The sequence below is a fragment of the Meridianimaribacter flavus genome (assembly GCF_004366715.1).
Lineage (GTDB): Bacteria > Bacteroidota > Bacteroidia > Flavobacteriales > Flavobacteriaceae > Gaetbulibacter_B > Gaetbulibacter_B jejuensis.
In genome coordinates this window covers 429,066-452,573 of sequence record NZ_SOQZ01000001.1, presented here as the reverse complement: position 1 = coordinate 452,573, position 23,508 = coordinate 429,066, and the positions used below count along the sequence as shown (strand labels likewise).

Annotated in this window: 26 protein-coding genes; 9 read left to right on the top strand and 17 right to left on the bottom strand. The window is 33.4% G+C overall.

Annotated features, from left to right (window positions below; genetic code table 11):
- The first annotated feature begins 48 nt into the window (after positions 1–48).
- The gene (locus A8975_RS02035; protein WP_134198497.1) at positions 49–789 is read left to right on the top strand and encodes an energy transducer TonB; all 741 of its coding nucleotides are present in this window, start codon (positions 49–51) and stop codon (positions 787–789) included.
- A 102-nt stretch (positions 790–891) separates the two neighbouring features.
- On the opposite strand, the gene A8975_RS02030 is transcribed toward A8975_RS02035, so the two are convergent.
- A complete protein-coding gene (locus A8975_RS02030; RefSeq protein ID WP_166667431.1) occupies positions 892–1,476 on the bottom strand; it encodes a thioredoxin family protein in 585 nt (194 codons plus the stop codon).
- 103 nt (positions 1,477–1,579) lie between these two features.
- Here A8975_RS02030 and A8975_RS02025 point away from each other — a divergent pair, with 103 nt between their 5' ends.
- On the top strand, positions 1,580–2,146 hold the full coding sequence (locus A8975_RS02025) for a DNA-3-methyladenine glycosylase I (protein ID WP_134198495.1): 567 nt from the start codon (positions 1,580–1,582) through the stop codon (positions 2,144–2,146).
- 11 nt (positions 2,147–2,157) lie between these two features.
- On the opposite strand, the gene aat is transcribed toward A8975_RS02025, so the two are convergent.
- The 3 genes from aat to A8975_RS02010 all read right to left on the bottom strand — a co-directional run bounded on the left by aat (position 2,158) and on the right by A8975_RS02010 (position 4,485).
- Entirely contained in the window at positions 2,158–2,781 is a 624-nt protein-coding gene (gene aat / locus A8975_RS02020) for a leucyl/phenylalanyl-tRNA--protein transferase (protein ID WP_134198494.1), read from the bottom strand.
- Positions 2,782–3,224: 443 nt separating this feature from the next.
- The gene (locus tag A8975_RS02015; RefSeq protein ID WP_129759538.1) at positions 3,225–3,599 is read right to left on the bottom strand and encodes a DUF3127 domain-containing protein; all 375 of its coding nucleotides are present in this window, start codon (positions 3,597–3,599) and stop codon (positions 3,225–3,227) included.
- A 16-nt stretch (positions 3,600–3,615) separates the two neighbouring features.
- Positions 3,616–4,485 (bottom strand): flavin reductase family protein, encoded by an 870-nt coding sequence (locus tag A8975_RS02010; protein WP_134198493.1) that lies wholly within the window; start codon positions 4,483–4,485, stop codon positions 3,616–3,618.
- 122 nt (positions 4,486–4,607) lie between these two features.
- Here A8975_RS02010 and A8975_RS02005 point away from each other — a divergent pair, with 122 nt between their 5' ends.
- Both A8975_RS02005 and A8975_RS02000 read left to right on the top strand, forming a co-directional pair.
- On the top strand, positions 4,608–5,762 hold the full coding sequence (locus A8975_RS02005) for a sensor histidine kinase (RefSeq protein ID WP_134198492.1): 1,155 nt from the start codon (positions 4,608–4,610) through the stop codon (positions 5,760–5,762).
- 12 nt (positions 5,763–5,774) lie between these two features.
- Positions 5,775–6,125, top strand: a complete 351-nt coding sequence (locus A8975_RS02000) for a hypothetical protein (protein WP_131506192.1) — start codon at positions 5,775–5,777, stop codon at positions 6,123–6,125.
- A gap of 1 nt (position 6,126) precedes the next feature.
- Here A8975_RS02000 and A8975_RS01995 read toward each other — a convergent pair whose 3' ends face one another.
- Both A8975_RS01995 and greA read right to left on the bottom strand, forming a co-directional pair.
- A complete protein-coding gene (locus A8975_RS01995) occupies positions 6,127–6,516 on the bottom strand; it encodes an HIT family protein (protein ID WP_129759542.1) in 390 nt (129 codons plus the stop codon).
- A gap of 99 nt (positions 6,517–6,615) precedes the next feature.
- Positions 6,616–7,089 carry a transcription elongation factor GreA gene (gene greA / locus A8975_RS01990; RefSeq protein WP_129759543.1) on the bottom strand — a complete coding sequence of 158 codons (474 nt, stop codon included), beginning with the start codon at positions 7,087–7,089 and terminating at the stop codon, positions 6,616–6,618.
- Positions 7,090–7,260: 171 nt separating this feature from the next.
- Between greA and A8975_RS01985 the strand changes: the two genes are divergently transcribed.
- Positions 7,261–7,686 (top strand): hypothetical protein, encoded by a 426-nt coding sequence (locus A8975_RS01985; protein WP_129759544.1) that lies wholly within the window; start codon positions 7,261–7,263, stop codon positions 7,684–7,686.
- Here the strand turns inward: A8975_RS01985 and A8975_RS01980 are convergent.
- The 8 genes from A8975_RS01980 to A8975_RS01945 form a co-directional block, all read right to left on the bottom strand.
- Complete coding sequence (locus A8975_RS01980; RefSeq protein ID WP_134198491.1) at positions 7,683–9,866, bottom strand: TonB-dependent receptor; 2,184 nt, start codon at positions 9,864–9,866, stop codon at positions 7,683–7,685. The genes A8975_RS01985 and A8975_RS01980 overlap by 4 nt on opposite strands.
- Positions 9,867–10,235: 369 nt before the next feature.
- Positions 10,236–10,640 (bottom strand): alternative ribosome rescue aminoacyl-tRNA hydrolase ArfB, encoded by a 405-nt coding sequence (gene arfB, locus A8975_RS01975; protein ID WP_134198490.1) that lies wholly within the window; start codon positions 10,638–10,640, stop codon positions 10,236–10,238.
- Positions 10,633–12,198: a DUF4301 family protein gene (locus A8975_RS01970; RefSeq protein ID WP_131506196.1), complete on the bottom strand. Its 1,566-nt coding sequence runs from the start codon at positions 12,196–12,198 to the stop codon at positions 10,633–10,635. Before A8975_RS01970 ends, arfB begins: the two co-directional genes overlap by 8 nt.
- Entirely contained in the window at positions 12,195–12,764 is a 570-nt protein-coding gene (locus A8975_RS01965) for an AAA family ATPase (RefSeq protein WP_134198489.1), read from the bottom strand. Before A8975_RS01965 ends, A8975_RS01970 begins: the two co-directional genes overlap by 4 nt.
- A complete protein-coding gene (gene pnuC / locus A8975_RS01960) occupies positions 12,725–13,357 on the bottom strand; it encodes a nicotinamide riboside transporter PnuC (protein ID WP_131506198.1) in 633 nt (210 codons plus the stop codon). Before pnuC ends, A8975_RS01965 begins: the two co-directional genes overlap by 40 nt.
- Positions 13,341–13,601: a thiamine-binding protein gene (locus tag A8975_RS01955; RefSeq protein ID WP_129759550.1), complete on the bottom strand. Its 261-nt coding sequence runs from the start codon at positions 13,599–13,601 to the stop codon at positions 13,341–13,343. Before A8975_RS01955 ends, pnuC begins: the two co-directional genes overlap by 17 nt.
- A gap of 2 nt (positions 13,602–13,603) precedes the next feature.
- Entirely contained in the window at positions 13,604–14,329 is a 726-nt protein-coding gene (locus A8975_RS01950; protein WP_134198488.1) for a geranylgeranylglyceryl/heptaprenylglyceryl phosphate synthase, read from the bottom strand.
- A complete protein-coding gene (locus A8975_RS01945; protein WP_134198487.1) occupies positions 14,330–14,959 on the bottom strand; it encodes a 4'-phosphopantetheinyl transferase family protein in 630 nt (209 codons plus the stop codon).
- Positions 14,960–15,027: 68 nt separating this feature from the next.
- On the opposite strand from A8975_RS01945, the gene ahcY reads away from it, so the two are divergent.
- Positions 15,028–16,344: an adenosylhomocysteinase gene (gene ahcY / locus A8975_RS01940; RefSeq protein WP_129759553.1), complete on the top strand. Its 1,317-nt coding sequence runs from the start codon at positions 15,028–15,030 to the stop codon at positions 16,342–16,344.
- A gap of 89 nt (positions 16,345–16,433) precedes the next feature.
- Here the strand turns inward: ahcY and A8975_RS01935 are convergent, their stop codons facing one another.
- Entirely contained in the window at positions 16,434–18,524 is a 2,091-nt protein-coding gene (locus A8975_RS01935) for a S46 family peptidase (protein ID WP_134198486.1), read from the bottom strand.
- A gap of 83 nt (positions 18,525–18,607) precedes the next feature.
- Here A8975_RS01935 and A8975_RS01930 point away from each other — a divergent pair, with 83 nt between their 5' ends.
- The 3 genes from A8975_RS01930 (at position 18,608) to A8975_RS01920 (ending at position 21,099) form a co-directional block, all read left to right on the top strand.
- Positions 18,608–19,750: a methionine aminotransferase gene (locus A8975_RS01930; RefSeq protein WP_134198860.1), complete on the top strand. Its 1,143-nt coding sequence runs from the start codon at positions 18,608–18,610 to the stop codon at positions 19,748–19,750.
- 87 nt (positions 19,751–19,837) lie between these two features.
- Positions 19,838–20,308, top strand: coding sequence for a hypothetical protein (locus A8975_RS14490; protein ID WP_166667430.1), 471 nt, complete (start codon positions 19,838–19,840; stop codon positions 20,306–20,308).
- A gap of 11 nt (positions 20,309–20,319) precedes the next feature.
- Entirely contained in the window at positions 20,320–21,099 is a 780-nt protein-coding gene (locus A8975_RS01920) for an amidohydrolase (RefSeq protein WP_134198484.1), read from the top strand.
- Here A8975_RS01920 and A8975_RS01915 read toward each other — a convergent pair.
- Both A8975_RS01915 and A8975_RS01910 read right to left on the bottom strand, forming a co-directional pair.
- Positions 21,086–22,693 carry an Ig-like domain-containing protein gene (locus tag A8975_RS01915; protein WP_134198483.1) on the bottom strand — a complete coding sequence of 536 codons (1,608 nt, stop codon included), beginning with the start codon at positions 22,691–22,693 and terminating at the stop codon, positions 21,086–21,088. The two genes, A8975_RS01920 and A8975_RS01915, sit on opposite strands and share 14 nt — an antisense overlap.
- 113 nt (positions 22,694–22,806) lie before the next feature.
- Positions 22,807–23,376, bottom strand: coding sequence for a ComF family protein (locus A8975_RS01910; RefSeq protein WP_317128031.1), 570 nt, complete (start codon positions 23,374–23,376; stop codon positions 22,807–22,809).
- Between the last annotated feature and the right edge of the window lie 132 nt (positions 23,377–23,508).

Genomic DNA, 23,508 nt, shown 5'->3' with positions numbered 1-23,508 from the left:
CTATTTTCCATATTTTAACGTATATATTGCGTATACAAATCTTAACGTTTGGAATGGATTGAACGACATAAAGCAGCATTAATTACGGTTCTTTTAGCAGGCATCATACTATTTGCTATGTTTAGTTTTCATATTACTAAACAGCAAGAATTTATTGCTGAAAGTTACTATGAAATAGAACCTCCAACCGAAGAAGAGCTTAAAGAACTTGAAGCTTTAAAAGCTTTGGAAAAAGGACTAAAAACGACTAATCAAGCTTATAACGAAGACGAAGAATTCAAGGAAATGATGAAGAACTTCAAATCCATGAATGCCAATGATTTTGATCGTACCACAAAAGCCCTTGAAGAAGAAGCTTCGCAAGAACTAAATGATGTGGTTACCTCATCGTCTTCCTACAACAGTTCTAGTGGCTACTCTGTTAACAAAGACGAACTTAACCGTTATAAAAAAGCAAACGATGTACTTGCAATGCGTTCTCCTGAAAAACGAGAAAAGAATCAAAAAGGAAATGCAATAAGTACCTTAACATACTCCCTAAAAGGAAGAGAATTACTAGATTATAACACACCTAGATACTTATGTGAAGACAGTGGTAAAATTGTAATAAACATTACAGTAAATGCTGATGGCTTAGTAACCGATGCTTATATAAACAGCTCTTCTACAACTCAAAATGAGTGCTTAACTGAACATGCTTTGGAGTATGCAAAATCGGCTACTTTTGATGCTTCAACCAACAATTCGCAAATAGGCTCTATTACATTTTTCTTTAAAGGAAAAAACTAGTTCTCGATACATACCGACAGTTTCTGTCGGCATACTCGAACTGACACTTCTATCTATTTTTTATAATTGTTTTTAAAAATAATCGGCAGCTATAGTTTTCAATTAGACTCTTAATAACTGTAACACATCTTTAATTACAGTTTTACCTTTATCTTGATTGTACCAACGCTGTAAGTCTTCTTTAAACTCCGCAGATAGTGTTCCGTGTTTTGCTTTAAAATCGTTTACCAATTTAGTTGCTTCACTAGGTCTTGGTCCATAAGTATCCACCACTTTTTGCGTAACATTATCAGTCATAATCAGTTTTGGGATAGACTTTGCTCCATTGGTTAAATACTGATTCATTAACTCCTCGTTTTCATCTCTAAAAACTAGTTGTAGTTCAATACCATCGTTAAGTTCAGCTATTTTATTTAACACAGGCACTACATGTGCTGCATCACCACACCAACTCTCGGTAAGTACTACCCAAGTAACATTTCCTTTAAAAGATTTTATACGTGCTTGGTCTTCTTCTGAAATTTTTACGGTCTTGTCCCAACGCTTCATTCTTCGGTCGTTGAGCATTGTGTAATTCACCAATGCTTCAGAAGCATCGTTACCAGTTGTTGATTTGTTTTCAACCAATTCAGAAACCAACTCTCTGTATTGATTGTATGATAATTTTGTATCTATATTTGGGTTCATAATTGTATGTTTGATAAAGCAAAAATAGTATCTTGTACACTCTTGTTTTATGACTAATGTCATGAATAAGTCTAATTTATAATAAAAAACTTACAACTAAGTTATGCAATCAAAACACAGGTGCGGTTGGTGTGTTGGAGACGACCTTTACGAAGCTTATCACGACCAAGAATGGGGAGTCCCTGTTTATGACGACGACACACTTTTTGAGTTTTTAATATTAGAAACCTTTCAGGCAGGATTGAGTTGGATAACCGTTTTACGCAAACGCGAAAACTTTAGAAAAGCCTTTGATAATTTTGACTATAAAACCATTGCTAACTATAAACAAGCTAAGATTGATAGTTTACTACAAGATGCTGGTATTATCCGTAACAAACTAAAGGTAAACGCAACCGTCACCAATGCCAAAGCGTTTATGAACGTGCAGCAAGAGTTTGGAAGTTTTTCAAAATATATTTGGGGATTTGTTGATGGTAAACCTATAAAAAACACGCTTAAAAACTACAAGGATGCTCCTGCAACTACTGCGTTAAGTGATGCCATTAGCAAAGATTTGAAAAAGCGAGGCTTTAAGTTTGTGGGCTCAACCGTTATTTATGCGCATATGCAAACCACAGGTATGGTAAACGACCATGAAGTGGGTTGTTTTAGATATGATGAGGTTTAGTTGAATGATTTTCACAAAAACCCTAAAAACACCTCTCTATCCATGTCTTCAGCACCTAAACGCTCTAAATGATTGGTATAGACTTGGCAATCTATAAGCTTGTAATTGGTGTTTTGTATAAAGGTTATAAAACCAGCTTTACTCGCGTTACTTACTTTGGCAAACATACTTTCACCACAAAACACACCATTACCAACATCTACACCATACAAACCACCAACCAACTCATTGTGTAACCAGACCTCAACAGATTTAGCATAACCTAATTGATGTAATTTGGTATAAGCGTCAATCATGGTTTGGGTAATCCAAGTTCCATCTTGTCCGTCGCGTTTTGCCTTAGCACACTCTGTAATTACTTGTGTAAATGCTTGGTTTACGGTTATAACAAAATCAGTGTTTCGCAATACTTGCTTCATGCTTTTTGAAACTTTAAGCTTTTCAGGAAAGAGCACAAATCTTGGGTCTGGAGACCACCAAATAATAGGTTCGTCTTCGCTAAACCAAGGGAATATCCCAGATTTATAGGCCAACAATAAGCGTTCAACAGACAAATCGCCTCCAATGGCTAAAACGCCTTCAGGTGAAGCCGAGGTTATTTCAGGAAACGCTATGTCGTTATTTAAAATGTGCATTATTACTAAAACGTTTTCGTTGATTTTTTACTGTTAAATATGGCTTAACACTTTGAAAAACAAACATTTTTAGCCATATTTGAGTAGACCTTTACTAATTAAATTTTGTTCATCATTGCTTTTTTTTGAGTTTGTTTGTAAAGGTCAAACCTAAAACCACATTATAAAGTCCTGAAGTAATTCAGGGCTTTTTTTTAATCTATCTAAAAATGTCTCTTCGAGTATACCGACAGATTAAGTCGGTATGTATCGAGAAGTACACGCAAGCCAAAGTTTTCTTGTTTTCGATGTCTAAAACTCCTATTCTCGATACAAATTTTACTCATTTCAATCGTAAAATTCACTCGAATTGACAGAATTTTATCAAAGTGACAGGTTCTAAAAATAAAAAATCCCAATGGGTTTACATTGGGATTTTCATTAACACTTATTTTGGTTGCCAATTAAAATGGCAAATCGTCATGGTCATCTTCATTTAAATCGCCAGCAGGCTCAAATGCTTCTGCTGGTGGTACTGGTGGCATATCACTAGAGGCTTCTTGTTGTAAGTTTTCAATTCTCCATCCTTGTATAGAATTGAAATACTTGGTTTCACCTTGTGGATTAACCCATTCTCTTCCTCTTAAATTGATGCTTATTTTTACTGGTTGACCTACTTGATAGTTATTTAACAAATCGGTTTTATCTTGAATAAATTCTACCATTATATGCTGAGGGTATTGTTCCTCAGTAGTTACAACAATTTCTCTTTTTCTAAACCCATTACTTCCAAAAGTTTGGGTTTCTCCAATCATTTTTACTTTTCCTTGTATTTCCATCTAATATTTAATTTACTTATGATAATAATAACTTCCACGCACTACTTACATCGCCATAACTTAAATAGTTTCGCGCTATACTATGCTTTTGGTGGTGAGACATGTTTTTAATATTTGGATAATGCTCGCTTACAGTGGTTATAAACGCATCAATCTCCTTTTGGTTTGGTAACTCTTCTACATTACCCAACATACCCAAATCATTTCCTGTCAACACCATACTGTTTTTAACTTCTTCAGGCATTGCATCGACACCTATACCTAGTGTTGAGAGTGGTTTAGGAATTTCAAAAAATCCTTTTTTAGCTCTATTGTAATAGCTTCCGCCTGCTCTAGCAACTAAGTCTAGTTTTTCTTGGTCTATAACTTGATTGTCGTCCAATACTTCTTCCGTAATATGGAATTTAACCACCTCGCATATCACCAAATTACCTGCTCCTCCTTCGGTTCCTAGTTTAATAACATCGTTTACCTTACACTCAAATTGAATAGGTGATTCGGCTACTCTAAAAGGTTTTACCACATCAGATGCTAACATGGTTAAACCTGCTTTATCAAACTCGTTAATACCTTTAGCGTATTCGGTACTACTTAATGATGCTTGATGTACCATATCATAATTCACCACATTAATGACCACTTCTTTTATAGCTTCAACATTTTCTAAAGTGTGTTTTACTGTATTATCTCTTACACGTCGTGCAGGAGAAAATATCATAATTGGCGGATTAGCACTAAACACATTAAAGAAACTAAAAGGTGACAAGTTTGGGTTACCATCTTTGTCTATAGTACTTGCAAATGCAATAGGTCTAGGCGCTACAGCACTTGATAAATAACTATGAAGTTTTCCTGTTGAAAGGTCTTTTGGCTCAAAAGATATCATTACACCATTGATTTTGCACAAATGTAACCATATTAGTACTGTTATAAAAATGATTTGAAGTAGTTGCTGTACAATATTATTAACAGATTTGCATTATATTTAATTATTGTAAACATTTTATAATGACACTTACCGCAAACAAGAACATTCTACGCTGGACCATTATTATAGTTTCTTTTATTATTATCTCGTTAATACTTTGGAATACCTATATTTTCTTTCAAAATTTTAAACAAGAAGAGCGAATAAAAATGCAAAATTGGTCGTTTGCTCAAAAAGAAGTTACCAAAACCACAGACCTTGATGGTGACATAGGTGAATTACCTTTAGAGATTTTAAGAAGCAACTCCTCTACTCCAATGATTTTATTGGATGCAAAAGGAAATGTAACCAGCAGTAACAATATTGATGAAGAGAAAATTCAAGATCCTGAATATGCTAAAAAGTTAATTGAACAGTTTAAAAAAGAAAACCAACCTATTGAAATAAAATACAAAGACAAGATTTTTTCTACTCTATACTATGGCAACTCTCCTCTATTGAATAAGTTGAAGTATTACCCAATGGCATTGTTGCTTATTATTTTCCTGTTTATAGCTGTGGCCTACTTTTTTTACCGAAGTGCTAAAAATGCTGAACAAAATAAACTCTGGACAGGAATGGCAAAAGAAACAGCACATCAAATTGGGACACCGTTGTCTTCATTGGTTGGTTGGACTGAAATTTTACGTTCTGAAAACGTAAATCCAGATTATATAAAAGAAATTGAAAAAGACGTTAATAGGCTTCAAACCATTACTGAACGCTTTAGTAAAATTGGATCTGTACCAACACTTAAAAAAACTGATATTGTACAGGAAACACTAGACTCTTACGATTATTTAAAAGCACGTTCTTCCAAACTTATAGATTTTGAAATCACTACTCCTGATGCTAATATTTTTGTAAACCTCAACGCTCAACTTTACAGTTGGACTATTGAAAACCTTGTGAAAAATGCTATTGACGCTATGAAAGGTAAAGGCGAGCTTAAAATAGCAATAGTTGAAGATGGTAAATATGTAAAAGTAACTATTAGCGACTCAGGAAAAGGAATTCCAAAACACCAATTCAATAAAATTTTTGAACCTGGTTTTACCAGTAAAAAGCGTGGTTGGGGATTAGGACTTTCATTATCCAAACGTATTATTGAAGATTACCACAAAGGCAAGATAAAAGTCTTACAGTCCGAAATTGGCAAAGGCACCACAATGTTAATCAGTTTAAAATTAGTTTAGTACATTTGAAGTATGGCTAAAAAGTTTTTTACACTAAAAGAAGTTAAACTTAACAACAATTGTCCTGAGTGCTACTCCAACAATGGATTGCAACTCACCTTTAAGCAACAGTTTGTTGAAAACGCTTTTTACAAAGCCATTACCGAAGAAACCACACAATCTATGTCTTGCTCTACCTGTGATACTGATATTTTCCCAGTACGTTGGACTGATGAAATTGAACAAGTAGTTGCTTACCAAAAACGCGCTGCTAAGCCTAAACCAAAATCTTTAAAGCTAAAAACCTTAGCTTGGGTACTTATTGTTTTAGATTTGCTTATCATAGCAGGAGTTGTCCTATTTGCTATGGGAGTTTTTGGGTAGTTTACATAAACGAAGCAATACGTTTTGCTGTAGCTTCAAACGCTTCTTTATCCATGGCAACTTTTGAAATAAAACGAGCATCTTCCATTGAGTTTAATGGAATAAGATGTACATGTACATGAGGAACTTCTAGCCCAATAACTGAAACACCTACACGTTTACAAGGTACTGCTTTTTCTAGCGCAATAGCAACGCTTCTAGAAAACTCCATTAAACCTATATAGGTCGCTTCGTCAAGATCAAATAATTTATCTACTTCAATTTTTGGAATACAAAGCGTGTGTCCTATCGCATTTGGGTTAACATCCAAAAACGCCAAATAATCTTTAGTTTCGGCTACTTTATAACAAGGTATTTCACCATTTACAATTTTTGTGAATATGGATGCCATTTTTTAGGTTTTAGGTTACTTAGTTATTGCACTATTTGTAAATATAAAAAGATTCCAACGTATGTGGAATCTTTTAGCATATTATTATGTCGTGAAAGCTTATCGGCTTATCTCTAAAATATCAAATTTCATTATACCATTAGGTACTTGTATATCGGCAACATCTCCTACAGATTTCCCTAATAATCCTTTACCTATTGGAGAGTTAACTGAAATTTTTCCTTGCGCTAAATTAGCTTCACCATCAGCAACCAAAGTATAAGTCATTTCCATACCATTGGTTTGGTTTTTAATTTTCACTTTAGACAATACCAATACTTTTGATGTGTCTAATTGCGACTCATCAATAAGTCTTGCGTTAGCCAAAGTTTCTTCTAACTTAGAAATTTTCATCTCTAGCATACCTTGAGCTTCTTTAGCTGCATCGTATTCAGCATTCTCACTCAAATCACCTTTATCTCTAGCTTCGGCAATTGCTTGTGACGCTTTAGGACGTTCTATATCTTTAAGTTGGTTTAACTCTTCTCTTAATTTTTTTAATCCCTCAGCAGTATAATAAGATACTTTACTCATAACTTCATCGTTTACTTTATAATTAGCTTTGCGACTTTATTCAAAATATCCCGATGCTTATGCTCGGGACTAACGCAAAAAATCTCGCTCACACGAGATTATGACACAAATATACAAAATATTTATTTCACTATTTATTTTGTTTAAATTGCAGGCTTATAAATTCATGCTATGAAGAATTTTTTAACACTACTTACCTTTGCTTTATTGGTATCGTGCAGTAAAAGTGACGATAACAACAACTGCAATTTTTTACAAAATTTAGGGGTTAACGCAAGTATTAACCTTAACCTACCACAATACAGTCAATTACAGTTTACGAGTAACTCTGTATATATTCCCAACCAAGGTAATGGAGGCATTATTGTGACCAATGTTGGCTCAGGACTGAGAGCATGGGATGCTGCAGACCCTAGCCACACAGCTAGCAGTTGCTCAATTATGACTATTGATGGTGCAAATGCTAAGTGTGGTTGTGGTGATGAAAATGAATATAGCCTGTTTATTGGTCAGCCTCTTAACGAAGCATTACCTTGTGGTCTTAAAGAATACAGAGTTACTCCAACTGGAAGTAACACCTATAGTATTACTAATTAAAATCGTAAGGTTGCTCCTACTAAAAAGTTAGTAGTTGCCTGCGGATAAAAGCCTGCACCTTCAATTGTTTCAACTTGTCCTGGATTAGACCAAGTATCATCGTAGGTGTAATAATATCCGTTAGACTCATATTTTTTACCAAACACATTGTTTACCAATCCTGTTAGCACTATAGATTTGAAAATAGAATTGGTTTTAATTTCATACATGATATTGAAATCGTTAACAAAATAGCTATCAAGTTTTGAAGCCTCAGCATCAGTATTTCCCATAAACTGCTCACCAACATACTTGCTTAAAAAAGACATTTGAAATTGTGGTGTTGGTTGAAATACAAAAGCATTAGCTGCAATAAACTCTGGTGAAAATGAAATATTGGTTTTACCAAGATTTACTAACTCGCCATCAATTGAGGCAACAGTTTCTTTGTTTTTATTAGAACTAATGGTAAAATTAGGCTGCACTGAAAACTTAGACGTTATGGCTAAAGCTGCATCAACTTCTAAACCTAGTCTATAGCTTTCTCCACTGTTAGCTCTTACAGGACTACCAACATCATCAATAGTTCCTGTTAAAACCAATTGCTCGTTATACTGCATATAGTAACCATTGATATTAAGTCTAAAGGTTTCTTTACTGTATCTCCAACCTAATTCAAAATCGTTTAACTGTTCTGGTTTTACATCAGGATTGTTTTCAAAATCATCACGTTTTGGTTCTCTGTTAGCTCTTGCATACGAGAAATACAGGTTACTTGCTGTGTTTAACTTATACGTGACACCTGCTTTAGGATTAAAAAAACTGTAGTTTTCATCAATATTAAATGGCACTCTATCTGATGTCTCTCCTGATGTTTTATAACCTACATTTCGTAATTGTAAATCACCATATAAACTAACTTTATCATTCAATCTGTAGGTTGCTTTTGCAAATACACTAAAATCATTTTTCTTACCATTTCCGTCATAATAATGGTCTCTTATTTCACTATTACTAGCATATTGAGCCCAAATTATTTCTCCAAAATGATCGCCATCATAATTACTATAAGATAACCCTGAAATAACATTTATAGCATCGTCTTTATAATTAACGTTGGCATTAACTACATAAAAATCGTTATCTAACCATCTACGTCTTATCAAATCTGTTTCATTGATAGTTTCACTACCAATGGTGATTTCTTCTAAATCATAATCTGAAAAGCTTTCGTCTTCTTTATACTGCTCAAAATAACCATGACCATAGGTATAGTTAAGCCCTAAGTTAGTTGACCAATTGTTATTGTAACGTTGGTTCCAGTGTAGTTGATAGTGATCTTGTTGGTAATTATCAACCTCGTTATCGTAGAAGCGTGTGTTACCATCTTCGTCAGTAAACATACCTGCTGTATTGAAGGTACGATCATTTTCTAGTTTTTCTAAATCTTCCAATCCATTCCAAGATTGATAGGTAATTTCCTTACCAGAAAAAGTAATGGCTTTAATTAAGGTGTTAGCATCTACATAAGCTGCTTGTAGAAAATAGGATTTTAAATCAGAAGTTGCTCTGTCTATATATCCATCAGATTTTATTTGAGACAAACGACCTGCAATTTCAATATGGTCATTTAACTTACCTGTACTAAACTTTAAGGTGTGTTTTCTAGTATTATAACTACCAAATGAGTTTGAAATTTCGCCATAAGGCTTTTCAGAAATTGCATCGGTAAGCACATTAATACTAGCCCCAAAAGCTCCTGAACCATTGGTAGAGGTCCCTACTCCACGTTGCAATTGTAAATTTTCAACTGAAGACGCAAAGTCCCCTAAATTCACCCAAAATGTTCCTAATGACTCTGCATCATTATACGGAATTCCGTTAATAGTTACGTTAGTGGATTGCGAACTAATACCACGAACTCTAATTCCTGTGTAACCAACTCCTGCTCCAGCATCGGTTGTAGTAACAACTGACGGTAAATAATTTAAAAGCACAGGAATGTCTTGACCTAAGTTGCGCTTTTTAAGATCTTCTTTTTTTACGTTTGTGTGAGTAATTGGTGATGTTGCCTCAACACGAACTGCTTTTACTAGAACTTCGTCTAGTTTTTCTACTTCGGTAGAATCTTTTTGTTTTTCTTGTGAAAATGCACTGACAGATAGCACGAATAATGCTAAAAATGCGAATAAATTTTTCATTACGATTATGTTTATAATCGAATAAAAAGAGGTAATTATTCTTTGGTTAATAAATAATTATAAAATAGAATACTTTAGGTTGTTCCGGATACAGCATTAAGTATTCACAGTCCCTAAACAGCATTACCTGTTCTAGGTTCATTGGGTATGATCTCAGCCGAAATCAGTGCGCAGTTTGCAGTCTTACAATTAGCAGTCTGTATTATAAAAAACACTTAAACTGTAACTGAATACTGCTCTACTGAGTACTGAAAAAAGCACCCCTTTTTGAGAACGCTGCAAAATTAATGAACTAATTTAGACTTTAAAAGACTTCTCGAAACAATTTTTTGTTACTTAAAAAATCACTGATAGTGATACCTATGACTTTTAAATTTTAGGAGGCTTTCTATTGGCTTTTTTTTCAGACAGTTGCCTTTTGTTTTGAAGTCGTTTTTGTTTTACTGCCTTAGGAACAGCTGTCTTTTTTCTTTTTTTAGGAACGATCAAACCTTGTTTAATAATTTCTAAAAAACGCTCAATTACAAGTGCTTTATTTTTATGCTGACTTCGGCTTTCACCACATTGTAAGATAAGTACATTTTGGTTGCTTAATCTTGTTTGTAGGTTTTTGAGCAAGAGCTCCTTTTGTTCCTCATTTAAAACTGTAGATGCTTCAACATTAAAAGTCAATTCAACTTTAGAAGCTGTTTTATTAACGTGTTGTCCACCAGCTCCAGAGCTTTTTATGGCTTTGAAAGATAATTCGGTAAGTAAGAGTTCTTCGTCAAGCATCACTTTTTATTTGATGCGGTGCTTTTAATAAATCGTTTACTGTTTTTACAGGATTAAAGGTAATAAGAGGTACTTCAACAAAAACCGTGTTCCAGTTAGACATGCTTCCATTCCATAAACCAGGTAGCTCAAGTGCTTTTAAATCTTTTCCTACTTTGGTCTTCATGGTAATGAATGCTGTTTTTGGGTCTACAAAGTCAGTTAAATCAAACTTTTCTCCTTTATAGTTTTTAACACTGCATACAATATCAACAGGATTAAAGTGTGTAGATTTTTTTAAAATGGCTTTTTGTGGCTTGTTTTTCATGTTTATTTGAGCAGACTCCACTATTTGAAGCGACACATTTCCGCTTTCGTCTTTTACCCAAAATGGTCCACCTCCAGGTTCGCCTTCATTTTTCACCATTCCGCAAATACGTATTGGTCTATTAAGTTTTTCTCTTAAATATTCAATTTGGTATTTAGCTTTATATTTTTCAAACTCAGGAGAAATTTTTACCTGTAATTTATTAAGAAGGAATTCAGCAATTTTAATCAGTTCGTCTTCGGTTGTTTCTTCATCATCCAATTGCTCCATATATTTAAACGAGGTTTCTTGAAGGTTTAGTAAAACGCCTGCAAGTAATTTTTTGTATTTAGCAACTTCAGTCTTGTACTTATACACCACAACATTATCAATGTTTTTAATAAAGATAATGTCAGCATTTAGGTCGTTTAAGTTCTCAATAAGCGCTCCATGACCTGATGGTCTAAACAACAATGTACCATCGTCTTCACGAAAGGGTTTGTTTTTTGGAGTTACCGCAATAGTATCAGTAGATTCTTTTTGGTATGAAAACGAAATATCAAATTTTGCGCCTGTTTTTTTCTCTACTTTTTCTTGAATTCTATTGAACTCATTCTTGAATTTGTCTTTATACTTTTCAGAAATTGTAAAGTGCAGTTTAGTTGTTGCATTTGTTGAAGAATACAAAGCCGACTCAAATAAATGCTCTTCAAAAGCCGTTGAGATTATTTTGTTTTTGTATTCATGAAAAGGCAATAAACCTTTAGGGAAATTACCATAGTTAAGCTTGTCTTCATCTAACATAGTTTTTACAAACAACAATGCTTGATGACCTGTACTTAGCGCTTTATAATTAGGATATTTTTCATTGAGCATATCCATAACCTCATAATAAAACGGAAACTTTTCTAAACCAACCATAAACATAGACAGATTACTGTTTTTTGTTCTGTTTATATAGGCATTTAAGGTTTCAGCTTCAGGGTCATAGTCTTTTATAAACTGAAATAAAAACTTAAACATGCGAGTTGCAGCACCAGAAGCAGGAACAAATTTTAAAACGCATAGGTCATTTTTTTTGCCTTCAAACACGTTTATATAATGTTCAACCTCAGTATCAGTATACCTGATAATTCCATCACCAATGGTAGCTGCTGACACAAGGTTAGAAAAAGGTAATCCTGTTACAAAAAGTTCTATTTGAGACTGGACTTTTCTAAGCGTTAGACCTTTACTTTCAATTTGTTTTAAATCTGAATCTGAAAAACTCATGTATTGCTTTTTAATAATTGATCAATGTGTTTTAGGGCAGTTTCTAGACGTTCACTTTTATTTCCTTTAAGCAAAACATAAGGTTTTTTATGCTTGATTAATGCACTTTCAAACGCTTTAAACATACGTTCTCGCTCATTGGGTTTATCACGTAAATCGTCTGCCTCCCAAGGCGTATCAATATACGTTAAAAAGTATAAACTATAGGTGTTCTCTAAAGCAAATTTTTCTAAAATTGGATCGCAAGTCCCTGAGTAGTACGCTTCAGAATAAACTTTGGTTTCTAACAAGTCGGTATCGCAAATCAAAACAGTATTTGTTTTTTTAGCTAGCTCATTTTCTAAACGTATTTGTCCAATAGCAATTGGCAGCAAGTCTTTAGGTTCGCAGGTTTTACGCTCATTGTTCCATTTATTTTGAAGGTACTCACGTGCATACTCTGGTACCCAAACGGAATTATAATGTCTAGCTAACTGTCTAGAAAGTGTTGTTTTGCCTGTACTTTCCGGTCCAAACAAAACTACTTTTATGCAATTTGCTGGTTGTTGTTTAAGTTGTTCTTCCATGCTTTATATCCATAAATAGCTATAATAGTAAATAAAAAATATTGAAAAGACGTGAAAATTAGACCTTTATAAAAATATAAGGGTACCGAAATTAAATCTCCTATAATCCAATATGTCCAATTTTCTAATTTCTTTTTTGCCATTAACCACATACCAACAAAAAATATAGCAGTTGTAACAGTATCTACATAAGCTGTCCAAGAATCAAACTTATCATTTACTTTATAAATTAGAATCACAAAAAGAATTGTAGCTACAAAAATAACTGCACCCCACAAGTGTTCTTTTTTTGTAGTTTTTGTTACTGGCACTTCTTGGTTATTATCATCTTTTCTTGTCCAGAAATACCAGCCATAAATACTCATAGAAAAGTAATAGGCATTTATAAACATATCTCCTAAAAGACCATAAACCCAAAGAATATAAACAAAAATTGCTGTACTAATAATTCCTGTTGGATACACCAAAATGTTTTCTTGCTTGGAATACCAAACACTTAAAAAGCCAAAGAAGACTCCTATAAACTCAAGAACTATTAAATATGTATCTATACCTTGATACTGTGAAAATAACCAATCAAAAATGTGGCTCATAATCGTGTCTGTCTGATTTTACAATTTTCATATACAGTAAGCCTCTTTCCACAAGTTCAAATGCTTCTTTTATTTCGGTTGTAAGCACCTGCATAACCTCATCATACTCACCATAAACCTGAGTGCTTAATGGGTTTTCTAATACTTTAAGATTTGAAGCTCTCAACTTTTTAATAAAATGGATGATTGATGGTTCAAAATCGTCTTGTAATGGTGTTAATGTTAGTTCTACTGATATTTTCATATTTATTTTTTTAAACTGTCAAAAAATGATTCGTCTTCTTCAAAAGCGGTTCCTATAACCACAACATCTGCTCCTGCTTGATATGCCGCATTCATTTGTGTTTTACTTCTAATTCCTCCTCCTACAATCAACGGAATATTCAGTTCACTTTTCACTTTAGAAATAATACTTTCTGAAATTGGTTCACATGCTCCACTTCCTGCTTCAAGATAAATAAGTTTCATACCTAAAAGCTCTCCAGCTTTAGCTGTATTTACTATATGTTCACTATTGTTTTTAGGCATAGGTTGGGTTTGAGTAACTCGTTGTACAGCTGTTTCTTTTCCGTTTTCTATAAGTAAATATCCTGTTGGAATAATATCAAGCTGTGTGCCTTTTAGTTTTGAAACTGCTTTTATATGTTTACCTATTAAATATTCTGGGTTTCTTCCAGAAATCAATGATAAAAATAGTAAGCCATCAGCTTTATTTGTAATTTGAGTAACATCTCCTGGAAATAAAACAATTGGCAATTGCGTGTGTTTTTTTATTTCATTAACCAAAATATCTGTAAGCTGTTCTTCTACTTCACTTCCTCCAACAAAAATATGAGTTGCTATAGACGCGTTAACTTTACTAATGAATGCTGGTGTATGTTCTATTTGAAACTTATCAGGATCAATAAGTACTGCCAATAACTTTTCGCCACTAGAAACAGACTGTACTATGTTTTTGTAAATCTGTTTCATTTATGATGGTAAAGCTAACGCACAGGTAAATCCTTCAAACTCAAAAAAGGTAGTTTGGTAACGGTATTTCTTATTATCATAATCAATCCAAGCTATTGTTTCTTCGTCTTTCATCATAAATGAAATTACCAATGTATGCTGAAAAAAGCTTAAACCTGGTGTTGCAAACAACTTATACAAGGACTCTTTAATACACCAAATTACAGTAAGCTTATTAATATAATCCGTTGCAGTTTTATCGAGATATTCAAACTCATACTCAACAAACTTTTGAGCAATAATGCTTATTTTTTCTCGTTGCTTTTCAATATCAATACCTACTTCTTTATCGCTTACTACAACTGCCGAAAATATAAACGAATGTGTTATGGAAATATGCTTTCCATCTTTTAGGTGTGGCTTTCCATTTTCGTCATAAAACAAATCGGCATCAGTGTATCCAAACTCTGCTAGTAAATGTCTCACGCTTAAAAAACCACGCTGATGCAACTCGCTTTTCATACCTAAAACACGAGTTTCGCACTCTGGTCTTAAAAACATACCTTGCTTTAACTGGTTATAAGATTCTGTAATCTTCCAAATTTTAACAGTAGTATAAGAATTAGGAGTAAGGGTTTTATATAGAGGCATTTATTATTCTGAAAGTTATTAGTTATCTTTGCAGTCTCAATTAATTTTACAAAGACAAATATACTAATATGAACACAAAAACTGTTGCTTACGTACCTAATAAGGTAAAAGATATGTCGCTTGCGGCTTGGGGACGAAAAGAGATTGAATTAGCCGAAGCAGAAATGCCAGGTTTAATGAGCCTTCGTGAAGAATATAAAGATGAACAACCTTTAAAAGGTGCTCGTATTGCTGGATGTTTACACATGACTATTCAAACTGCTGTTTTGATTGAAACATTACAAGCTCTTGGTGCAGAAGTAACTTGGAGTTCTTGCAACATCTTTTCTACACAAGATCAAGCTGCTGCTGCTATTGCTGAAACTGGCACTGCGGTTTATGCATGGAAAAATATGACCGAAGAAGAATTTGATTGGTGTATTGAACAAACACTTTTCTTTGGTGAAGACAGAAAGCCACTTAACATGATTCTTGATGATGGTGGTGATTTAACAAATATGGTATTAGACAAATACCCAGAGTTAGTTCCTGGAATTAACGGATTAAGTGAAGAAACTACAACAGGTGTTCACCGTTTATACGAGCGTATGGAAAAAGGTACATTACCAATGCCTGCTATTAACGTAAACGATTCTGTTACTAAATCTAAATTTGACAACAAATACGGTTGCCGTGAGAGTGCTGTAGATGCTATTCGTCGTGCAACTGACGTTATGCTAGCTGGAAAACGTGTGGTTGTTTGTGGTTATGGTGATGTTGGTAAAGGTACTGCTGCTTCTTTTAAAGGTGCAGGAAGTATTGTAACTGTTACTGAAATTGACCCTATTTGTGCACTACAAGCTGCTATGGATGGTTTTGAAGTGAAGAAACTGGAAACTGTTATTGGTAATGCAGATGTTGTAATTACAACTACAGGAAATAAAGATATTGTTCGTGGTGAGCACTTTGAAGCTATGAAAGACAAAACCATAGTTTGTAACATTGGACATTTTGACAATGAAATTGACATGGCTTGGTTAAACAAAAACTACGGTAACACTAAAGATGAAATTAAGCCACAAGTTGACAAATACAACGTAAACGGTAAAGATGTTATCATTTTAGCTCAAGGTCGTTTGGTGAATTTAGGTTGCGCAACAGGACACCCAAGTTTTGTAATGAGTAACTCGTTTACAAACCAAACATTGGCTCAAATAGAACTTTGGAATAACAAAGACGCTTACGAAAACAAAGTGTATATGTTACCAAAGCATCTTGATGAAAAAGTAGCGAAATTACACCTTGAAAAAATTGGTGTTGAGTTAACAGAACTTAAGCAAGATCAAGCAGAGTACATTGGTGTTAAAGTAGAAGGTCCTTATAAACCTGAGTATTATAGATACTAAAAAAACTAGCGTCTAAACTATAGATTGCTTTGCTTTTAGATAATAAAAAACCCTTACTAAATTTAGTAAGGGTTTTATTTTTATCCTATTTATTGAGCTGTTTTACTAACTAATTTCATTTCTTCAATTAGGTGTTTTGCTCCTGCATATTTATCTATTATAAAAAGTACATATCTAATATCTACCATAATGTTTCTACAAATTTCAGGATCATAATTCATGTCACTCATAGTACCTTCCCAAACACGGTCAAAATTGAGTCCTATTAAATTTCCGTAAGCATCTATAGCTGGACTACCAGAATTTCCACCAGTTGTGTGATTAGTACCTATAAAACACACTGGCACTTTTCCGTTGTTATCAGCATATGGACCAAAATCTTTAGTATTGTATAAGTCTATTAACTTTTGCGGTACATCAAACTCATAATCACCAGGAATATACTTTTCCATAATTCCTTCTAAATAAGTTACTGGGCTGTAATACACAGCATCACTTGGCGAATAGCCTCGAACTTGCCCATAAGTAACACGTAAAGTACTATTTGCATCAGGGAAATAACGTTCGTTAGGTAATGCTTTCATTAATGCCGTCATGTAATCGGTTTGCAATGCAGTTATTAGCTCGTTTTTTTCTTTATACTCAGGGTCTATAGTATTAAAATACTCCTCTATTATAGGTTTTGCGTAAGCATAAGCAGCATCCTTATTTATATTTTTTAGAACTTTTTTAACGTCGCCTTCTAAAAGTTTTAAAGCAGAGTCTAAGTTTGTTAAAGCTGTTTTATCATAAATTGAAGCATCAATTGATTCTCCATATAATGGCATTACATTTAAGTAAACACCTTTATCAACATCAACATCATAATTTTTATGAATTTTCTTAAAGCGTTGGATTAAATCAGGTTTTTGCTTTTCAAAATCTTCAGGATTGTCAACAAGTGCTTGTTCAAATTTGTATAACCTATACGTCATTTGCATTAACTCATTGGTTACTAAAAAAACTTCGGTAAAATTCCTTCTTTTGATATTAATTGGAGCAAAGTCTTTATAAAGTCTATCAAACTCAGGAAGAATGTGCGCATACTTTTCTTCTAAATTATTCTCTTTTAAAGCTTTTGTAAATGTAGCTTCAAACTCACGTCGTTTAGCAACAGCATCACTCTTCTCAATCCCTAAATTCTCACCTATCCATTTTTTCCATGCATTTGCAATTCTAGCTTGCTTAGAGGCATATTTAATACGTACTTCATCACTCGCTTTCATCTTAGCATCAATCACTTTTAAAGCGGCTTCCCTAATTGCAATATTTGTAGGGTTATACTCTTCAGTAATATGCTCAATGGCCACAGCTGGAAGGTATTCATTTGTTCTACCTGGAAAACCAAAAACCATTGTAAAATCTCCTTCTTCAATACCATCTAAAGAAACAGGTAAAAAATGTTTTGGTCTATAAGGAACGTTGTCCTTGCTGTATTTTGCTGGTCTGTTATTTTTATCAGCATAAATTCTGAATAACGAAAAATCACCTGTATGTCTTGGAAATACCCAGTTATCAGTATCGCTTCCAAACTTACCTATACTGCTTGGAGGTGCTCCTACCAATCTAATATCTTCAAATCGTTCGGTTACAAATAAGAAATATTGATTGCCTTTGTAGAAAGATTTTGTTTTTACATCTTGCCATTCTTCTTTTGGCCAAGAGTCCATTACTGCATTTCTATTTTGATCAATTAAAGACTGTTTTTCTTTTTCGGTCATAGAGTTATTAATCCCTTTTAAAACGGTCTCAGAAACATCATGAATACTTACAATGAACTCAATGTAAAGTCCTTCGTTAGGCAGTTCTTCTTCCAAAGACATTGCCCAAAATCCATCTTTTAAATAATCGTTTTCTAAAGAAGAATGTGATTGGATTTGACTAAAGCCACAATGGTGATTAGTAAGTACCAAACCACGTTCGGAAATTACCTCACTTGTACAACCTCCATTAAAATGTCCAATAGCATCTTTAAGGCTAGAATTATTAACATCATAAATATCTTTAGCTGTTAATTTACTTCCAAGGCTTTGCATTTCATCTTCATTCATACCTTCTAAAAGAGATGGAATCCACATACCTCCTTGTTGGGCAGACATTTGAAAAACAACGAAAAAGCAAAGCAATTTTATTATGCGCATATTTAATATTTTATAGTTTGCGTAAAAATAAAAAAAGTACATTTTTATATCTTTAAAACTTATCAATTTAACGAGATATTATGATATACCACCAATCAAAACTATCCAACGTAGGCAACTCCATTTTTTCTGTAATGAGTACATTGGCAAATACCCATAATGCTATGAACTTAGCACAAGGGTTCCCTGATTTTAAAAGCGACCAAAAACTCATCGATGCAGTTTCAAACGCAATGAATTCTGGGTACAACCAATATGCACCTATGCAAGGACATTTGGGTTTACGTCATGCTATCAGTAAAAAATATGAGTTACTTTACAATTCTAGTTACAATCCTGAAAATGAAATTACCGTTACAGCTGGAGCTACCCAAGCTATTTTCACCATAATATCAGCATTTATAAGACCAAATGACGAAGTCATTATTTTTAAGCCTGCTTACGATTGCTATCAACCTGCAATCGAGCTTAATGGTGGAAAAAGCATTGCTATACAACTAAAAGCACCTAACTATACTATTGATTGGAATACTGTTGCGCAAAGCATAAACAGTAATACCAAAATGATTATTGTCAACACACCTCACAACCCAAGCGGAACAGTACTGAGTAAAGCTGATATGCTCAAGCTACAAGAATTAACTAACGAAACAGATATTGTTGTTTTAAGTGACGAAGTATATGAGCATATTATTTTTGATGGTGAACAACACCAAAGTGTTTGTAGGTTTAAAAACTTAAAAGAGCGAAGTTTTATAACAGCTTCTTTTGGAAAAACATTTCATAATACTGGTTGGAAAATTGGTTACAGTTGTGCGCCAAAAACACTAATGGACATTTTTAGAAGCGTGCATCAATTTAATGTGTTTTCTGTGCATCATCCTTCACAAAAAGGACTATCGGATTATATGGAAGAGCCAAATCATTATTTGAATTTACCTGAATTTTATCAAGAAAAACGCAACTTATTTTTAGAATTGATAAAAGATTCTCGTTTTAAGTTTACACCTTCAAAAGGCACATACTTTCAAGTATTGGATTACTCTGGCATTACACTAGAGCACGATGTAGATTTTGCAAAACGCCTAACTATTGAGCATGGTATAGCCTCAATTCCATTATCCGTTTTTAACGATAATAATTTAGATGAGCATGTGCTACGCTTTTGCTTTGCTAAAACAAATGACACTTTAAAAAAGGCTGCAGAATTATTAAACAGCATTTAAAAAATAGTTGAATTAATTTGCTACAAAAGAGTTACTTTTACAATAATTCTGTGTCTTACTTTACATAGAAACCAAATACATAAATACATGAAATTCTGGATTACAATATTATTTTTAAGCTTAGGACTGTACTTAAACGCACAAGAAGTTAAACATGAAGGAAAAACTTACGAAATAAAAAAAGGAAAAATTTTCCTTGAAGGAAAAGATGTTACTGATACGTTTACTAAAGAAGAAATTGAAGCATTTAAAGTAAAAATAGCCAAAGCAAAAGAAGAATACGACAAAGCACAAAAACAAGAAAAAGAGGCTAAAAAACTTGAAAAGCAAGCAAAAAAAGCTGAAAAAGCTCAAAAAAAGGCCGAAAAAGAATTAAAACGAAAAGAAAAGGCGCAATCAAAATTTGATAAAGCATCTAAAAAATTAGAAGACGCTCAAAGCAAGTACGAAAAGCTAAAAAAGAAAGGAAAACTATCTCCTAATGACGAGGCAAAATGGCTTGAAAAAATAGAAAAACTAAAAGAAAACTACGATAAGTCTAAAAAGAAGCTCAAGTGAGCCTAAACTCAATGCAAGACCAACTAAAAATCGCTTATTTACAATCGGATTTAATTTGGGAAGACCCAAAACAAAACCGCAAACATTTTAAACAAAAAATAGAAGACATCACCAAGCCTGTTGACGTTATACTTCTTCCTGAAATGTTTACCACAGGTTTCACCATGAATGCCAAGGACAATGCTGAAACCATGGCAGGTAAATCTGTAGAGTGGATGCAAAAAATGGCCAATAACAAAAATGCTGCTGTAGTTGGCAGCTTAATTATTGAAGAAAATAACGCGTTTTATAATAGATTGTGTTTTGTAGAACCAGATGGAACTATCCATAAATATGATAAACGCCACACCTTTTCATTAGCAGGTGAAGACAAAGTATTTTCGGCTGGTAGTGATAAATTAGTGATAGATTTTAGAGGTTGGAAAATTTGTCCTCTTATATGCTACGACTTAAGATTTCCTGTTTGGAGTCGAAACATTGAAGACTACGACTTATTGCTATATGTTGCCAATTGGCCTAAACCTCGCATACAAGCTTGGGACGCATTGCTGAAAGCAAGAGCAATAGAAAACATGACATATTGCATTGGTGTAAACCGAATTGGTGTTGACGAAAAAGAAAACGAATATTGTGGACACTCAGCTGCTTACGATGTTTTGGGCAATGTGATGCTACCTATAAAACCCAATAAAGACCTTACTGAAATAGTTACGCTAGAGCGTAGCCATATTACATTTTATCGTAATAAACTCAGATTTTTAAACGATAAAGACCGTTTTACTCTAGAATAAACTCAATAATAGGGTCCCAATTAGCTCTTGCGTCTATAGCATCAGGGAAGTGGCTAACGCGTTCGGGCTGTATCTTTTTAAGGTAATTTCCTGTATCCCATTTTTGGTTACCATTAGCATCATGCACAACTCTTAAAAAATAAGTTCCTGGAAGAATGTACCTAAAATCTATTGGCTTTAACTCTGTAGCAAATTGTTCATATTTAACTTCGCCTTTATCATCAGTAAGTTGAACAACAGCAGGATATTTAGCGTTTCTTAAAGTCACTCTCACATTAGAATAATCAGAATAAGCTTTAGTTTTTAAATTAAAGTTTAGCGTATCATTAACTTCACCAAAAAAGTCGGTAAATGTTTCTGGTAACATCTGTATCTTATAGGTATTGTTTTGAGACTTTTCAAACTTAAAAGCATAGGTGTTTTCCATTTCGTTAAACTCTGTAGTGAAATCTACATTTACCGAATCTTGATCTAAGATAGTCACCTGCTTTTCGTTTAAAGACACAAAAGGCGTACTTCCTTGTAATGAAAAATCTTTACCAAAATCTATAGTTCCTGAAACCAACGCTCTAACACTTAATGAATCTTTATCTAAATCTCTAAACCTATGTTTTAGTGTATCAACATACGTTTTATTTTTAACCACAAACAATGTAGAATCTAATTCTAATTTAGGTTTGTACCAGTAATACAAAGTATCAGTTTTACTGTCTTTAGTTATTTTGGTTTTAAAGTTATTAGGTATACTGTCGTTGAGTATTTCAATCTGCATTCCGTTATAGTCTCCTTCATAGCCAAAAGCAATTCGTTGTTTTGCAATTTGTTTTGGCTTTATAGCTTTAAAATCGAGTTCTTCTTCAAATAGTTTTAAAGTATAAATGGAATCGCTAGGGACTTCAATAAAGTCTTTATGAAATCCTATTTTATCACTTTTAGGCTCAAATGTGTAATTACTGTTTTCATCTTTTACAGCAACCATCAAGTATTTACCAGCTTTTAAGTTATCAATACTAAATGTTGTAACACTATCTAGTGTATTAGTAATGTATTTAGGTTTTTCTTTATAAATGATAGAATCAGTAAAAGTGGAATCGACTTCATACAGCATTACCGAAACAAAGGTATCTGGTTTTTTAAGCTTAGAATCCATAACCACACCTTTAACCGAAAGCGAATCGATATAATCACCTGTAGAGAATACATATCTGTAATAAGGGTAAGGGTTTTCTTCGTTGTTATCTACTATACTTTCACCAAAATTAAACGCATAAGTTGTATTAGGTTGAAGCGTATCTTTTATGGTTATTTTTATATACTTACTTGCTGAACTTAACGGAATAATATCTGGTTGTGTGTCCATTGGTGGCGAAATGATAAGCTGACGCTGAACATCTTTAACCTTAATGTATTCATCAAAATAAATTCGAATTTCGTTACCCTTAAAATTTGTCGTGAAGTTTTCAGGAACAGATTTTAGTATTACTGGTGGTTCAGTATCTTTTTCTCCACCTGATGGAGTTCCTCTATTAGCACAACTAGCAATAACTAATGCTAAGAAAACAATGCCTAAAATCCGTGTGATATATGAGCGCATTAAATAAGAATAATTTTGCACAAAGAAACAATTTTAAAAACTATACTCAAAACTCAAACTTATTAAGTTTTATTGTATTAAAAAACGAAAACCAACTACCGTTAAGCAATACGTTAATGTGTAATTGCCATAGTTGCCACACTTATTTTAACACCTTCTATTTGCAACAAGGCATTAGCGCAAGCTTCTATTGTTGCTCCTGTTGTAATAATATCGTCAACCAATAAAATATGCTTGTGTTTTAATGATTGGTTTTCAGATATAGCAAAAATAGTTTTACTATCATCGGTTCGCTTTAACCTGTCCTTAAATACTTGTGTTTTAGTGTTTGCAATCTTTTGTAGTGTAGTAGTGTTAACATTCACATTTAAAGCATTGGCTAACTCATTGGCAAATTTTGAAACTTGATTATACCCTCGTTTTCTAAGTTTGTGTTTATGCAAAGGCACTGGCACTACTATATCTATGGTGTTATAAGCTTCAATTGTTTTTAATTCAGCACCTAGCCAATTTCCTAAAAATGTTCCAACCTCTTCATGCCCTTTATATTTTAATTTATGAATAAGCTGTTGTACAATACCTTTTTTTGAAAAGTGTAAAAAAGCAGTTGCGTTTTCAAGTTTTACTCTTCCGTAAAGTACTTTCTTAATAGTATCATCATCATTAAAATGAAAATTTGTCAATGGAAGATCGTGCCTACATTTAACACAAATATAAGCCTCATTATCGCCCAAGTAACTTGCACAAGCGAGACAAACCTTTGGAAAAAATAAGTTTAACAAGTTTTTTATCATTTCATCGATAAAAATAAAATA

What these genes read in the sequence shown, in the direction of transcription:
- A8975_RS02030 (WP_166667431.1), bottom strand. Translation starts at nt 1,476, where the DNA reads ATGAACCCAAATATAGATACAAAATTATCATACAATCAATACAGAGAG.
- A8975_RS02025 (WP_134198495.1), top strand. Translation starts at nt 1,580, where the DNA reads ATGCAATCAAAACACAGGTGCGGTTGGTGTGTTGGAGACGACCTTTAC.
- aat (WP_134198494.1), bottom strand. Translation starts at nt 2,781, where the DNA reads ATGCACATTTTAAATAACGACATAGCGTTTCCTGAAATAACCTCGGCT.
- A8975_RS02015 (WP_129759538.1), bottom strand. Translation starts at nt 3,599, where the DNA reads ATGGAAATACAAGGAAAAGTAAAAATGATTGGAGAAACCCAAACTTTT.
- A8975_RS02010 (WP_134198493.1), bottom strand. Translation starts at nt 4,485, where the DNA reads ATGATATCTTTTGAGCCAAAAGACCTTTCAACAGGAAAACTTCATAGT.
- A8975_RS02005 (WP_134198492.1), top strand. Translation starts at nt 4,608, where the DNA reads ATGACACTTACCGCAAACAAGAACATTCTACGCTGGACCATTATTATA.
- A8975_RS02000 (WP_131506192.1), top strand. Translation starts at nt 5,775, where the DNA reads ATGGCTAAAAAGTTTTTTACACTAAAAGAAGTTAAACTTAACAACAAT.
- A8975_RS01995 (WP_129759542.1), bottom strand. Translation starts at nt 6,516, where the DNA reads ATGGCATCCATATTCACAAAAATTGTAAATGGTGAAATACCTTGTTAT.
- greA (WP_129759543.1), bottom strand. Translation starts at nt 7,089, where the DNA reads ATGAGTAAAGTATCTTATTATACTGCTGAGGGATTAAAAAAATTAAGA.
- A8975_RS01985 (WP_129759544.1), top strand. Translation starts at nt 7,261, where the DNA reads ATGAAGAATTTTTTAACACTACTTACCTTTGCTTTATTGGTATCGTGC.
- A8975_RS01980 (WP_134198491.1), bottom strand. Translation starts at nt 9,866, where the DNA reads ATGAAAAATTTATTCGCATTTTTAGCATTATTCGTGCTATCTGTCAGT.
- arfB (WP_134198490.1), bottom strand. Translation starts at nt 10,640, where the DNA reads ATGCTTGACGAAGAACTCTTACTTACCGAATTATCTTTCAAAGCCATA.
- A8975_RS01970 (WP_131506196.1), bottom strand. Translation starts at nt 12,198, where the DNA reads ATGAGTTTTTCAGATTCAGATTTAAAACAAATTGAAAGTAAAGGTCTA.
- A8975_RS01965 (WP_134198489.1), bottom strand. Translation starts at nt 12,764, where the DNA reads ATGGAAGAACAACTTAAACAACAACCAGCAAATTGCATAAAAGTAGTT.
- pnuC (WP_131506198.1), bottom strand. Translation starts at nt 13,357, where the DNA reads ATGAGCCACATTTTTGATTGGTTATTTTCACAGTATCAAGGTATAGAT.
- A8975_RS01955 (WP_129759550.1), bottom strand. Translation starts at nt 13,601, where the DNA reads ATGAAAATATCAGTAGAACTAACATTAACACCATTACAAGACGATTTT.
- A8975_RS01950 (WP_134198488.1), bottom strand. Translation starts at nt 14,329, where the DNA reads ATGAAACAGATTTACAAAAACATAGTACAGTCTGTTTCTAGTGGCGAA.
- A8975_RS01945 (WP_134198487.1), bottom strand. Translation starts at nt 14,959, where the DNA reads ATGCCTCTATATAAAACCCTTACTCCTAATTCTTATACTACTGTTAAA.
- ahcY (WP_129759553.1), top strand. Translation starts at nt 15,028, where the DNA reads ATGAACACAAAAACTGTTGCTTACGTACCTAATAAGGTAAAAGATATG.
- A8975_RS01935 (WP_134198486.1), bottom strand. Translation starts at nt 18,524, where the DNA reads ATGCGCATAATAAAATTGCTTTGCTTTTTCGTTGTTTTTCAAATGTCT.
- A8975_RS14490 (WP_166667430.1), top strand. Translation starts at nt 19,838, where the DNA reads ATGAAATTCTGGATTACAATATTATTTTTAAGCTTAGGACTGTACTTA.
- A8975_RS01920 (WP_134198484.1), top strand. Translation starts at nt 20,320, where the DNA reads ATGCAAGACCAACTAAAAATCGCTTATTTACAATCGGATTTAATTTGG.
- A8975_RS01915 (WP_134198483.1), bottom strand. Translation starts at nt 22,693, where the DNA reads ATGCGCTCATATATCACACGGATTTTAGGCATTGTTTTCTTAGCATTA.